The sequence below is a fragment of the Paenibacillus sp. SAF-068 genome (genome assembly GCF_051967555.1).
Lineage (GTDB): Bacteria > Bacillota > Bacilli > Paenibacillales > Paenibacillaceae > Paenibacillus.
On the sequence record NZ_JBQCJX010000001.1, the window covers coordinates 363,790 to 376,869 of the forward strand.

The 13,080-nt window shown below is 46.2% G+C and carries 16 protein-coding genes; 7 read left to right on the forward strand and 9 right to left on the reverse strand.

Annotated elements, in window-relative coordinates; genetic code table 11:
* A partial coding sequence (locus tag ACTHPG_RS01490; protein WP_440387310.1) for a hypothetical protein occupies nucleotides 1–203 on the reverse strand: 203 nt, incomplete at its 3' end.
* Nucleotides 204–261: 58 nt separating this feature from the next.
* Between ACTHPG_RS01490 and ACTHPG_RS01495 the strand changes: the two genes are divergently transcribed.
* From ACTHPG_RS01495 to ACTHPG_RS01505, 3 genes are all read left to right on the forward strand, one after another.
* A complete protein-coding gene (locus ACTHPG_RS01495; RefSeq protein ID WP_440387311.1) occupies nucleotides 262–1,242 on the forward strand; it encodes a glycoside hydrolase family 43 protein in 981 nt (326 codons plus the stop codon).
* A gap of 194 nt (nucleotides 1,243–1,436) precedes the next feature.
* A complete protein-coding gene (locus tag ACTHPG_RS01500; protein WP_440387313.1) occupies nucleotides 1,437–2,282 on the forward strand; it encodes an EcsC family protein in 846 nt (281 codons plus the stop codon).
* Between the two features lie 67 nt (nucleotides 2,283–2,349).
* Nucleotides 2,350–2,838, forward strand: a complete 489-nt coding sequence (locus ACTHPG_RS01505) for a prolyl-tRNA synthetase associated domain-containing protein (RefSeq protein ID WP_440387314.1) — start codon at nucleotides 2,350–2,352, stop codon at nucleotides 2,836–2,838.
* A gap of 388 nt (nucleotides 2,839–3,226) precedes the next feature.
* On the opposite strand, the gene ACTHPG_RS01510 is transcribed toward ACTHPG_RS01505, so the two are convergent.
* Nucleotides 3,227–4,501, reverse strand: a complete 1,275-nt coding sequence (locus ACTHPG_RS01510) for an MFS transporter (RefSeq protein ID WP_440387315.1) — start codon at nucleotides 4,499–4,501, stop codon at nucleotides 3,227–3,229.
* Nucleotides 4,502–4,775: 274 nt separating this feature from the next.
* On the opposite strand from ACTHPG_RS01510, the gene ACTHPG_RS01515 reads away from it, so the two are divergent.
* Nucleotides 4,776–4,988: a hypothetical protein gene (locus ACTHPG_RS01515; protein ID WP_440387316.1), complete on the forward strand. Its 213-nt coding sequence runs from the start codon at nucleotides 4,776–4,778 to the stop codon at nucleotides 4,986–4,988.
* Between the two features lie 324 nt (nucleotides 4,989–5,312).
* On the opposite strand, the gene queF is transcribed toward ACTHPG_RS01515, so the two are convergent.
* The 6 genes from queF to ACTHPG_RS01545 form a co-directional block, all read right to left on the reverse strand.
* Nucleotides 5,313–5,804 carry a preQ(1) synthase gene (gene queF, locus ACTHPG_RS01520; RefSeq protein ID WP_076251365.1) on the reverse strand — a complete coding sequence of 164 codons (492 nt, stop codon included), beginning with the start codon at nucleotides 5,802–5,804 and terminating at the stop codon, nucleotides 5,313–5,315.
* Nucleotides 5,805–5,958: 154 nt separating this feature from the next.
* On the reverse strand, nucleotides 5,959–6,732 hold the full coding sequence (gene queE, locus ACTHPG_RS01525) for a 7-carboxy-7-deazaguanine synthase QueE (RefSeq protein ID WP_440387317.1): 774 nt from the start codon (nucleotides 6,730–6,732) through the stop codon (nucleotides 5,959–5,961).
* Nucleotides 6,725–7,216, reverse strand: coding sequence for a 6-carboxytetrahydropterin synthase QueD (gene queD, locus ACTHPG_RS01530; protein ID WP_036611465.1), 492 nt, complete (start codon nucleotides 7,214–7,216; stop codon nucleotides 6,725–6,727). The genes queE and queD overlap by 8 nt, the downstream gene beginning before the upstream one ends.
* Nucleotides 7,213–7,893 carry a 7-cyano-7-deazaguanine synthase QueC gene (queC, locus tag ACTHPG_RS01535; RefSeq protein ID WP_440390076.1) on the reverse strand — a complete coding sequence of 227 codons (681 nt, stop codon included), beginning with the start codon at nucleotides 7,891–7,893 and terminating at the stop codon, nucleotides 7,213–7,215. The genes queD and queC overlap by 4 nt, the downstream gene beginning before the upstream one ends.
* Before the next feature lie 389 nt (nucleotides 7,894–8,282).
* Nucleotides 8,283–8,987, reverse strand: coding sequence for an AIM24 family protein (locus ACTHPG_RS01540; RefSeq protein ID WP_440387318.1), 705 nt, complete (start codon nucleotides 8,985–8,987; stop codon nucleotides 8,283–8,285).
* A gap of 18 nt (nucleotides 8,988–9,005) precedes the next feature.
* Nucleotides 9,006–9,461 carry a hypothetical protein gene (locus ACTHPG_RS01545; RefSeq protein ID WP_440387319.1) on the reverse strand — a complete coding sequence of 152 codons (456 nt, stop codon included), beginning with the start codon at nucleotides 9,459–9,461 and terminating at the stop codon, nucleotides 9,006–9,008.
* 331 nt (nucleotides 9,462–9,792) lie between these two features.
* Between ACTHPG_RS01545 and ACTHPG_RS01550 the strand changes: the two genes are divergently transcribed.
* The 3 genes from ACTHPG_RS01550 to ACTHPG_RS01560 all read left to right on the forward strand — a co-directional run bounded on the left by ACTHPG_RS01550 (nucleotide 9,793) and on the right by ACTHPG_RS01560 (nucleotide 12,001).
* Complete coding sequence (locus tag ACTHPG_RS01550; protein ID WP_440387320.1) at nucleotides 9,793–9,960, forward strand: hypothetical protein; 168 nt, start codon at nucleotides 9,793–9,795, stop codon at nucleotides 9,958–9,960.
* Nucleotides 9,961–10,167: 207 nt separating this feature from the next.
* Nucleotides 10,168–10,872, forward strand: a complete 705-nt coding sequence (locus tag ACTHPG_RS01555) for a hypothetical protein (protein ID WP_440387321.1) — start codon at nucleotides 10,168–10,170, stop codon at nucleotides 10,870–10,872.
* A 157-nt stretch (nucleotides 10,873–11,029) separates the two neighbouring features.
* Nucleotides 11,030–12,001 carry a helix-turn-helix transcriptional regulator gene (locus ACTHPG_RS01560; RefSeq protein WP_440387323.1) on the forward strand — a complete coding sequence of 324 codons (972 nt, stop codon included), beginning with the start codon at nucleotides 11,030–11,032 and terminating at the stop codon, nucleotides 11,999–12,001.
* Between the two features lie 57 nt (nucleotides 12,002–12,058).
* On the opposite strand, the gene ACTHPG_RS01565 is transcribed toward ACTHPG_RS01560, so the two are convergent.
* The gene (locus tag ACTHPG_RS01565; RefSeq protein WP_440387324.1) at nucleotides 12,059–12,730 is read right to left on the reverse strand and encodes an exonuclease domain-containing protein; all 672 of its coding nucleotides are present in this window, start codon (nucleotides 12,728–12,730) and stop codon (nucleotides 12,059–12,061) included.
* Between the last annotated feature and the right edge of the window lie 350 nt (nucleotides 12,731–13,080).

Genomic DNA, 13,080 nt, shown 5'->3' on the forward strand with positions numbered 1-13,080 from the left:
TAACCCAGCAAGCGCGAAAAGAGCGAGCTGCGGGGCTGAGGGTGCACAAGCAGTGAGGGGGAGGAAGGAGCCGCAGGAGTGAGTTTGGCATCCGATTTCAACCGCCAAGAGCGGTGATCAAAGAAATCGGAGGACAAGAGAGCCCCAAGGCACTGCCACCCCCGAACGTCCGCTGTGCACCATGTCTTGCCTGTTCTTTTCACGTATGCGTTATATCCTCAACTCCGAGCCATCACACACATTTGAAAGGGGAACATTCCCATGACTGATTCCATTACCTTTACTAATCCCATTCTGGAGCAGCGCGCTGATCCATGGGTGTACCGTCATACAGACGGTTACTATTATTTTTCCGCTTCCGTGCCGGCCTTCGATCGGATTGAGATCCGGCGAGCAGAGACTATAGAAGAGTTAAGAAATGCTGAGCCGGTAACGGCTTGGACCAAGCGTGACACGGGGCCGATGAGTGCCAATATCTGGGCACCGGAGATTCATTTTATCGATGGGAAATGGTACATACATTACGCTGCGGCTCATACCAGTGAGACCAATGAAGGCTTGTTCGATCACCGGATGTATGTGCTGGAGAACGATTCTGCGAATCCACTCGAAGGGGAGTGGGTAGAGAAGGGGCAGATCTATACAAAATGGGAAACATTCGCGCTGGATGCAACGACCTTTGAACATAAGGGAATCCGCTATCTGGTCTGGGCACAGAAAGATCCCGACATCGTGGGCAACTCGAACCTCTACATTGCCGAAATGGAAAACCCGTGGACGCTGCGCGGCGAACAGGTTATGATCTCTACGCCAGAGTACGATTGGGAAATCATTGGCTTTAAGGTCAATGAAGGTGCAGCGGTGATGCACCGGAATGGCAGGTTGTTCATTGGATACTCAGCGAGCGCGACCGATTACAACTATTGTATGGGTCTGCTCACCGCAGATGAAAATGCCGACTTGCTTGATCCGGCGAGTTGGGTGAAATCACCCAAACCGGTGTTCCAGACCTGCGAAGCGAATGGCCAATATGGTCCGGGGCATAACAGCTTTACCGTATCGCCAGATGGCAAGACCGATATTCTGATTTATCATGCTCGTAATTACAAAGATATCGAGGGTGATCCCTTGTACGATCCGAACCGCCATGCCAGAGCGCAAGTGATTCATTGGCGTGAAGATGGTACGCCTGATTTCGGTGTTCCAGTACCAGATGGAAGAGCAGTAGCTGAAACGAAATAAGATGTAGTATGACTTCAATATGAGAGCCCTTGGTTAGCGAGTGATGCTGATTAAGGGCTCTTTTGTATGTAAACGATAGGAAAGAGCGGTATGGGGATCGATGTGTTGAATATAAAACAAAGCAACCACAACGATGATTTCTGCGTATGAGAAAGATACAGATTACGATGCACAACCTATTAGGAGGATTATATATGGATTCACGCGAAACATTGGACCAGGAACTTGAACAGATTTTGAAATGGGAAAAACAGCAAAAAGACTTGTTTATATGGGATAAAATCGGGCGTTTGCCCTTTGCAATGTTGGATAAAGTGATGCCTAAAGCGCTGAAACAGAAAATCGGAGATTCCCTGAACGACGTCGGGCAGTATGTACAGCATGGAGGGAAATTCCTCGTACAGAAGAAAAAAGTAGCCAAGTTGCTGCAAGAGGAAGCCGAGAAGTCGGGTTATTCCATGCTGGATACGCCCCATACGCTAGAACAGGAAGCTGAAACCGAGGGTACAACGAAGATTCATAGCGTGGAAAAGTTGCCACTTCACGTGCTGGACCAGGTGGCTGATAACATTACCGAGAGTCGAACGAAGTTTGCTGCGGCTCAGGGAGCAGCTACAGGATTTGGTGGTATTGTAACCATTGCAGCAGATATTCCGATGGTGATGGGACTTTCCCTGAAGGTACTTCAGGAGATGGCGCTATGTTACGGGTATGATCCCGATGAACCGCTGGAGCGCATCTTTATTGTGAAATGTCTGCAATTCTCATCCGCAGATATCGTAGGCAAGAAAGCAATTATCGAAGAACTCGCAGCTTACGATGACCCGGACAAGCCCATTGAAGTGGTATCGCAGATGCAGGGCTGGCGGGAAGTTTTTAACTCCTATAGTGAATCCTTTGGATGGAAAAAGCTGTTCCAGCTCATTCCGATTGCCGGCATGGTGTTTGGTTCGGTGAGCAACAAAAATACGATCCGGGATGTAGCGGAAGCAGGCAAAATGCTGTACAAAAAAAGGCTGATCCTTCAGCGTTTGAAGTAATATCAGAGCAAACGTAATTAACGTAATATTGCAGAAGAATACTTTTATTGAAAGAGATGAATTTAACATGTTAAACAAACAAGGTTTCTATGATCTTTTGGATCGCAATAATATCGTCTACGAGAGTATTGAACATCCTGCAGTATATACGATGGAGGAAATATTCTCTTACCAAATTCCACATACAGAACATATCGTTAAAAATCTATTTCTGCGTGATGACAAGAAACGCAACTATTATCTGGTGACGATTGCTGGAACGAAGTCAGTTGATCTGAGAAGTTTAAGCGAGAAGATACCTAGCCGTAAACTAAGTTTTGCTAGCGAAAAGGATTTGTTGGAATACCTCGGACTGGAAAAAGGGCACGTCAATCCGATGGGGGTTCTCAATAATACTCAGCAAAACGTAACCGTCGTCTTTGACAAGGATCTGGTCGGTCAAAAAATTGGAATTCATCCCATGGAAAATACAGCGACGGTATTCCTTGAGTTTGAAGATGTGAAGGAACTGATTACAGCTCAGGGTAGCAGCGTTGTGATGTGTGACGTGGAGTAACGGGGTTAAGTCTAATTGAGAGAAAAACAAATATAACAAAAAGGTTCCTGCCGGTCTGTTCATACAGATGGCGGGAACCCTTTTGTTGTTATGGTTTAAACAGTTTGTTTAGACTTCAAATGTAGGTGACTAAAGTGAATCTAACGAACTCAGCAGACGCTAATTTGTGATATTTTACTCATCCCGATTTCTAAAGAATCTCAGGCACGTTATTTCTACATTTAACATGTACATTGCAAGGTTTTCAGTCTTTTTCTCGGAAATAGCGTTGCTCAGATTCATTATACTGCGAAATATGTGATATTCGTTTAAATAAGAGCCGTCAGGTTCGTTAGCACAACATAACGTCTTATAGTTGCGATGATTTCACGTGTAAGTAATGCCTTGCTTACTCTTCACTACCGTTTTCTTTTGCCCAGATATTCAGCAATTTATCGGATGGAAGCAGGAACGTAAAGATCCCGAGCAGGGGCAGGAAGCTGCACATCTGCATCACGGGTGATACGCCGAAAACGTCAATCCAGTTGCCCAGCACGAGTGCACCGAGACCTCCCATACCAAATGCCAGACCCGTAATCAGACCGGAAACCGTTCCAATTTTGCCTGGAATCAGCATTTGTGCATATACCACCGTAACCGAGAAGCTGGATAACATGATAAAACCAATAATGGTTAGCAGTACACCTGTCCAGAACAGATTCGCGTAGGGCAGTAACAGAGCAAGTGGAGCAGCTCCGGCCATGGACAGGAAGATCAGATTACGTTTGCCGAATCGATCCGCAAGAGGTCCTCCGAAGAATGTACCAAGTGCTCCCGCAGCCAGAAACAGGAAGATATAGATCTGTGCGTCCTCTGTGGACAATCCAAAGGTATCTTTCAGATTAAACGCGTAAAAGCTGCCAATGGAAGCGATATACCAGGAACGAACAAAGACGAGCAAGATCAATAGCGTTATTGCGGCAGTAATCTTTTTGCGTAAAGCAGGATTGGGTGCACGACGGGCAGCAGCCTGTCTACGCAGGTATCCTCCAGATTGCAGCATGCGGCCATACCAACGGGCGATGTAGATCTGAACGGCGATCCCCATGGCTGCAATGCCTGTAAATCCAATCGCACCGAATAGTCCAAACGGTATAAAGATCCAGCGTGTAAGCAAAGGGGCAAGGGATTGCCCGGCGTTACCACCGACCTGGAAGATGGACTGCGCCAGTCCGCGACGCTGACCGGCAGCCATATGGGATACCCGTGAACCTTCCGGATGAAAAGCGGCTGAACCCAGGCCGACAAAGATTACGGAAATCAGGACAGCCATATAACTGTCAGCAAAGGCCAACAGCAACATGCCGGTAAATGTAAAACCCATACCGATGGGTAGAATGGACGGTGTCGGTTTTTTATCAGCAAACCAGCCTACGACAGGCTGCATAATGGATGCGGTGAAGTTGATCGCAAAAGAAATCCATCCGATCTGAGTATACGTGAGATGCATGGAGTCTTTCAGAATCGGAAAAATGGCGGGAATGACCGACTGGATCGAATCATTGAACAGATGAACCAGACTGATCGCAATGAGTATCCGGTAAACGGTGCTTTGGGCATCCAATCCGGGTGGGGCTTTCGAACGCGCTGCGGCGTCCTTAGTTAATGAGTTTTGTGTAGACATGTACAATTCTCCTTTGGTCGCGGTCACGAGGGATCAGCGCCTGATGTTGTATTCTATGCGTGTAAGCATATTGTTACATAATAGGACAGATTGATTGGACCGACAAGGGGAACAAGAGAAATAGAATAACGTGGAAGAGTCAATTTTTGCTAATAAATATCTAGTTTGAAGCGTATTTTTGTTGTGATTGCATTTATAAAAGAAACGTACTATTTTAGCATTCAGTGTAAGAAGATCCATATTTCATTGCAAGAAGGCCTGAGGAGGGATGGAAATGAAACCACTGTCACCTTATGCTGCTGCCAAACGTGAGCTGGTCATGAGTATTGTATATATGGCTGTAATCACGTTTCAGGCAATCTATGTTGCACCGACATCTCTAACTACTGCCATCGTCATATTTATCATTTTTCAATCGATTGGTGTGTGGATGTTGATACATTTCCCAAAAAAAGTTAAAGAACTAAAGGAAGATCAGTCTACTTGAGAGTGTCTCCAAGCTTAGGATTGAGACACTGAGGTTCTACAGATTTATACTAAAAAGCCGAACTTCTTAAGCTATATAAGCTGAATTAATAATTTACACGATAACGGAGAGGACAGAAAAAACCTGAAAAAGCGAAGCGTTCGCCTTTATCCCCGGATTTTCCCCTTTTAGAAAGGGAATGGAAAAAATCTGGGGATAACAGCGATTGGAAGGTTGTTCTGTCAGCGTAGTGTCAGTGTAAATAATTAGTTCAACTTATATAGTAGAGTTCGGCTTTTGACATTCTATGATTCTATTTTGTACAGGATGTTTAAACCTCAAGAATCAACGATTATCAATCGTCTCCGGATACATATCATGATTCATCATGCGGTGGTCGGCCATCTGCTCGTACTTCGTTCCCGGCTTACCGTAGTTCGTATACGGGTCAATGGAGATGCCGCCGCGAGGGGTGAATTTGCCCCAGACTTCAATGAAGCGCGGATCCATCAGCTTGATCAGGTCGTTCATGATGATGTTCACACAATCCTCGTGAAAATCACCGTGGTTGCGGAAGCTGAACAGGTACAACTTGAGCGATTTGCTTTCGACCATTTTGATATCAGGAATATAGCTAATATAGATCGTCGCAAAGTCCGGTTGGCCTGTAATCGGGCACAGGCTGGTGAACTCCGGGCAGTTGAATTTTACAAAATAATCACGGTACGGGTGCTTGTTATCAAAGTTCTCCAGGATTCCCGGATCATATTCAAACGTATATTTTACGTTCTGGTTGCCCAGCAACGTCACATCTTGCATCTCATCAGGTTGTCTCATCGGTTCGTAAACGCTCCTCGTTTCCGCTTAAGCCCGAAGCCTCGCGGTATATATGAATAGGCGATTTGCCTGTTTAATTCTCTTTCATTATCTGGGTGTTTCATCTTTTATCCTCATCCGTACATCATGCCGCCCATTTCACCCATAATGCCCATCAAACGCCGCGTTTGTTGCCCCATACCAATGTATGAAGCTGTGGAAGCACACGCACATCATTCAGGTCATCGGAGGCACTGACTTGGTCGATCAGCCACTCATAACGAGTAAGCAGTGAGGACGCCAGATCTGGCGTATCAGCCGAAGTCACATCCGGGTTCCCGGTTTGTAAAAATAAATCCGTGCCCGGATACCGCGCATGCACACGACGGGCATAGTCCAGGTCTGTCTCATCGAAGATCACGATCTTCAGACTATGGCTTCGTTCTGCCGGGCCAGCGGCCAACCGGCCGATCAGATCATCCAGCACGGCCCAATCGGTGTCCATGCCGGAGCTGGGTGGCTTGGGCGATACCGTGACTTCGTCAATGTCCGCCAGCCAAGGTTGCCAGCGGGAGCCCTGCGTCTCCACCGCGGTGCGGATGCCATTCTCCCGCAGCAGGGCAACCAATCCGCCCAGCGAAGCGAGCAGGGCGGGATTGCCGCCGGAGATGGTGACATGAGAGAAACGCGTGCCGCCAACGCGGCGCAATTCTTCCCATGCATCCTCCGGCGTAATCATTCGAATCTGGTCCTTGCCACTGCCGTCCCAGGTAAAGGCTGAGTCGCACCAGGAGCAGCGATAATCGCAGCCCGCGGTGCGAACAAACATCGTTTTTTGCCCGATCACCATGCCTTCGCCTTGAACCGTCGGACCAAAAATCTCCATCACGGGGATACGAGCCTCTTGGTTGCGTTCGCGCGACTGTCTCTGTTCTGCAACACTACTCATCGATCATCCACTCCCGTCTCGCTTCCGCGTAACTGGTGGGTGTCTCGAAAAGTCGGACAAACTCCGTCCGCCCGCCATCGGTCAGCCCGGCATAGGGCTCCGTCTGGAGTGCATGTTCCATCTGTTCGAACAGCCAAACGACCATGTTTTCAGCTGTTGTATTCATTAAAGGCAGTGTTTCATTCAGGTACTGATGATCCAGATAACCCTCAATCTGAGTTTTCCATATGTCCTTAATATGTCCAAAATCAACCGTCAGCCCGGTCTCACCCGGATAACCGCTGATGCCAAAGATCACTTTATACGTATGACCGTGCAGGTTTTTGCACTTGCCTTCATAACAATGCAGATGATGTGCCGCGTCAAAGGTGAACTCCTTGCTGACCAGCACACGTTTGCGGTGATAGCGCAGCTGGGTGGGGAGAATATCTTCTCCGATGCGTTGCAGATGCTCTACAATACGGAATGTTCCAGGTTCTCTCATCGCACATCCACTCCCGCTGATTCGGCAGCAGTACGCTGCTCCACATAGCGATCCAGTCCGGCTTTACGCAATTTGCAGGCAGGGCATTCTCGGCATCCATCGCCGATTACGCCGTTATAGCAGGTCAGGGTACGCTCGCGTACATAATCAAAAGCACCGAGATCATCCGCCATCTTCCACGTTTGTGCTTTGTCCAGCCACATGAGTGGGGTATGAATGACAAATGGGTAGTCCATCGAAAGGTTAAGTGTTACATTCATCGACTTCACAAAGGAATCCCGGCAATCCGGGTATCCGCTGAAATCCGTCTCACATACACCCGTAACCAGGTGACGAGCTCCTTTTTGCTTTGCCATAATGGCCGCAAAACTAAGGAACAGCAGATTCCGCCCATCCACAAATGTACTTGGCAGTTCGCCTTCTTCATGTGTAATCTCCACATCCGTGCGAGTAAGCGCATTGGGTGCGAGCTGGTTTAACAGGCTCATATCCAGAACCGTTTGCTGTACGCCCAGATCACGAGCGATCTCGGCTGCACATTCAATTTCCAGCTTGTGGCGCTGACCGTAATCGAACGTAACGACCTCGACTTCGGCAAACTGTTGTTTGGCCCAGAACAGACACGTGGTACTATCCTGACCACCGCTGAATACAACGACTGCTTTTTCTTCGTTCAACATAAAAAAACCTCTCCATCTTCTTGAGATCAAACCATGCACCTAGGCATAGAGTGTCGGAAGAACAGAGAAGTTCATGAACTGGCATCCATCAAAAAACACACCTTCTCAATAATCGCTTCAAAAAAAGCAACGTTGAGTAAGTGTCCTTAGTTTTTTACGTACCTAATTGCATGTGACTGCAACGTGTACGCAAGACTTATACTGACCTTCACAGGGTCAAGTCTTATAGAGGGAGTTCGCGAACCTCTCCCATGCCGCAGGGCATGGATTTTCTTCTTCAATTGTCTGAACCATTATAACAATGAAAGCGCGTGGTGACCACCCCACTGAAGAGCATAGTGGCAGCTAATGAGTCGGCTTCAGCAACTGAAAGCGATTGAATCAGTTTATTTGATCAATACATTGCCGAAAGGGATCACCTCTTTCAGAATTCGTTTAAACAGTCCCTCATCATTGAGATCTTGTTCCAAGCGACGATTCTCACGTCCGGCCTGAAAGAGTACCGAGCCATGTCCTGTCATCTTCCAATGATAGTTCATATGCTGACTGGCCAGGTTGTTACCATATACCGTGAGTTCCAGGTGTGCATTTTCGGGATAAGCAATGATGCTGCCAGCATCCACATACAGCGGCGCTGTCGGGTGAAGTTCCTGTTGGCAGACCTGGCCTTGCGTGAGCAATCCGATTTTGCCTTTGCCGGAAAATTTCATTTTCACTGCATCACGGGTGATCAGCATGTTTTTGATTTTCTGAATTTTGGTATGCATCGTTACACCATCAGAGTAGAAGAACAGGTGGCGGAAGTCATAAAGCAGATCACTGTCCTCTGTGAGCTCCACTTCCTTCATGGTGAACCCGGGAGGCAGGGCAGCCACAAATTGGCAAGGTCCGGTAATTTCCGATTTGATCAGCTTTTTTTTGCGATATATGCCCGAGATATTCATGAATTTATCATTACGGCTCCCACTTGGACCGCGGAAGGCTACAATTTGCTGCGGATGCAAGATATGAAGGCGGTCATCTTGAATCAACGAGAACGTAACAACTTGTCCAGTTCCGCCGGCTTCAGCGTTGTTCAGGTGTATGTTCATGCAGTTGCTCCTGTTCTTTTATACTCGACCCGAACGTCGACGCATACCCCAGCGCATCACACGAATCAGAACAAAGTAACCCAATATGAGAGAAATGACAGTGATGATCATCGTCTGAATTCGTTTGCTGGCAGCCACTTTGGCATTCTGATCATCTTGCAGTTTACTTACCATTTCAGTAAGTTTCTGGTTCTGAGCCAGTAGCTGTTCGTTCTGGGTCTTAAATGCTTCGACATTGGCCTGGGCTTGTCCCAACTGAGCGGTCGTTTGATTTAATTGCTCCATCGTTTGCTTGTAACTTTCCTGCAGGGCGTTCACTTCACCAGGCAGTTCGGAGACTCGCTCCCATCCGCTATATATATCCGTAAAAATATTGGCACTGGCTGCACTTACTGTGGATGCTATGGAAACGGTAAATAGAATGCATGTGGTGAATAACACCCGAATGAAGTAACCCTGAATGGATTTTGGCATCGTTAACACCTCTTTCTTCGGTTAGGTATGTCGATCGCCGAATTCGTCGTCTATTGTTGAAACACGGCTCTTACATTATACGTCAAAACCGGGACAATGGGTTCATGATGATATCGTTTTATTACCCGAAATCTTTAAAAATATTTAGGATTAGAGCTGTTTAGCTTATAAATCTGTGGGGTAATAGAACGATAGGCAAGCACACCGGACCGTTTTAACAGATCTTTTACTTCAGTTCCGGGTGCATGCTATACACAAATGCGCAATTTAATGAACGATACCAATATATCCGATTGAAGAGAAGATCGTGAACATGAAGGAGTAGAAACATATGTATACAGCAAATCAGAACACATCAACCAAAACGATTATGATCACTGTTAACGGAGAGCCGGTAGGGCGTAAGCTGGTCATTGACAGTGTGACATATGCGCCGGTTACCGAAGCAGAAGGCACACAATATTTACACAAAATGGGAATGGATCATCCTACTGTTTAATTTGGGACTTGTCATAAAGAAGTGATGAAAGAGCTTGGCATACCGCCAGGCTTTTTCGTCGTTTATTGTCGTATTGAGACGGATTAAGGGATAGAAAACTAATATATTGGAAAAATTTTATGGGAACATGTGTTCCGTGACAATATAGTGTCCATTCACCCTGATAACTTAGAAGATAATACACATAAATCGGGGGAGAGACTACCAGTGAACTCAGTCTTTGAAGTATCTTATTCGTGGAATAAAGAGGCCATACCGACAGGGGGAGCCGACCCCGTATATATGATGGTTGAGTGGCGTAATGGTGCCCCTGCCAAAAGACTTAGGAAAATAGCACCCAAAATTGTATCAAGAGATTTGGAACTTTTGCTCAAACCGGAATTCGGAGTGCAACTTAAAGGGATTTATGGATGTCGTTCAAAAGAAACGGATATTGGTTGGTTACTTAGGCTAGGAGACGTGTACAAGGGAGAGAGTAAACAAATTTTGCTTGAATTCGTAATGGGACCCCATGTATCCGGAAAAGCAGCCGTATGTTCGGCCTACTGGAGCACAAGAAAATTAAAGCAAAGTCAACGTGTACTGTTACGAAGAGAGCAGCTGTATATTCAGTACACCAGTCACCTGGGCATGCTGCGGCAACCGGAAGATCCGAAGGTAGAGAAGACCATTAAGTTAAATGAAACTGTACCGCTGATCAAGCAAGCCTTACGTGCATATGAAAGAGGGCGGGTTCAAGAGGGAAGTAATATGTTGCGCCGTCATGCAGATGCGCTGTTAATTGAAGCTGCACGTAAGCAGGATCTGGATTATTACGCAGAAGCCGAAATTGTTGAAAAGTTGCGTTATCACTATGAGATCACGTTTACAACCGGATATCATGACCGTGAAAAAAAGATATTAGGCGAATAGGGTTGATTTGAGATGGTAACGGTATAGAGAGAACGAGTCTACATAGTTTTGAAGGTGAAGTTTGGGAGAAGGTCGAATGTATGTATCAATATCATATTAAACTATGGATGGAGTTGTATCAAATTTATTGAAACAACAACGTGGAGGGTCCGGCAAAATGACAGACCGACTAATCCGATTAATGCGCATTATCACGCTGGTACAAGCCAAGCCGGGTATTCTGGCACGTGAACTGGCCCAGCGATGCGAGACGACGGAAAGGACGATATACCGCGACATGGAGGCCCTCAGTGCAATGCATATCCCGATCGCCAATATGGGACACGGACAAGGGTACATGTTTATCAGCCATTTTGCAATGTATCCGCTTAATTGGTCTGATGAAGAAGCCCAAGCTTTCATGCATCTTGCTGAAGTTATGGAGAATATTCGTCCTTTGCTGAGTCCTGCTTTTGAGAGCGCCTATGAGAAAGTGGTTGCTTCGAGTCAGAAAAACAAAACAGAACGCGTGGAATGGTCTGAGCAAATCAGTGGATTATTCAAAGTGGGATCGCCTGTGTGGCAATATGAAAACAACGATTCCCAGAATCAATCTCTGATTAGTCTGCTTCAGGCTGGCATTTCACAGAACACCATTGAAGGGGAGTATCTGTCTCAAGGTAAAAAAGGGATCGTACGCATAGACCCTTACTGTCTTATCCCTCGTGAATACAGATTTGAGCTGTTAGGGTATTGTCACCTGTCGGAGAAACTTCAAATATTTCAGGTGAGCCGGCTGCAAAGAATACGGATATTGCCACGCACGTTTCGCAAAGAGGATTATCTGATCCAATCACACTTCCGCATTCCTTGGGCATACGAGGGAAGTACGGAGTGGACTGCGTTCAAAATTCGATTTGCACCCCATGCTGTAGAGCGTGTAATGCAGGAGCAATTCTATATACGCCCCATCTTAACTATAGAACCGGAAGGTAGCCTGTTATTTGAAGCCATATTAAGTGATGTCGAGGAGTTTCTCGTATGGATATCCAAATATGGACCTGATGCGGAAATCCTTGAACCTGAGATCTGCCGCATCAAGATGAAAGAACGCCTGAGTTACTGGCAACAAATGTACAATAGAAGTTGAGATTAGAATGACATCTGTTCTGAGGCAAGACCTGATAGAGTACCGTGCTGTGGGCGGTTACTCTTTGCTTTTGAAAAGACTTGCCAGATTGCCAAAAGGAGATTCTTTCTCTTCATCTTCTGAGGAGCTGGAATAGACGACCTTGGATGTAATGCCCTCATCATCGGCGGCACAGTTGTTTTCCAACGTGAATTGGTCAAATTGATGCATGAATACCTTGGCTGTGTTGATGGCATCATCCAAAGCACGGTGTTGGGTACCATCGAATTCGATTCCGCAGATTTCAAGAGCCTGAGCGAGACCGAGTTGACGGAACTTGCCTTCTTTGCGCATGGTGCGCGACCATTGTTGCTGGAGATCGTTATGATTGGTGATCCAGGCCACATCCAGTTGATGGGTGCGACAATGGGAGATCAGTTTGCTGCGGTCATCGGGTCCCCAGGAACACATGTAATAGGGATCACTTCCCATCCAGGCAATGAATCGGTTCAATGCTTCTGGAAAAAGCGGGGCTGCATCAATATCTTTCTGTGTGATGCCTGTAAACTGAATCGTGTCAGTGGACAGAACGGACTTGTTGGAAGGACGAACATACGTATGGAACGTATCCGTTACAGTTAATCCCTCCGCACTTTCCGTAACTTTGACGGCACCGATATCAATAATTTCAGAAGAATAACGAGTATTGCGGCTTACCGTGAATTCAAGATCATATATGATATATGGCATAGGACATGCTCCTTTATCGATTAATACCTGTGGTAGATTTGTATTTCTCTATATTACAGGGAACGTGCTGTCATGTCAGCCATCGTTATCGAATTCATTGTAATCGGATGTATGAACCGTCTACGTGTTTAATTATCTTTCTGATGCATTTCCGGTTTTGGTAAGTCTTTACTTCACAAAAAGTGGTCGTTATAATGAGGAAAGTTAGGGATTTTCCTATGTTTTTCCTGTATTTATGACAACATACATGTAAGTTTTTTCGTTGTATAATCAAAACTTCCTAACACCGTTTGAAGTGTTGGGAAGTTTTTTTATTATTGATAGCTTACCTCATGGAGAAAAGGAGAAAA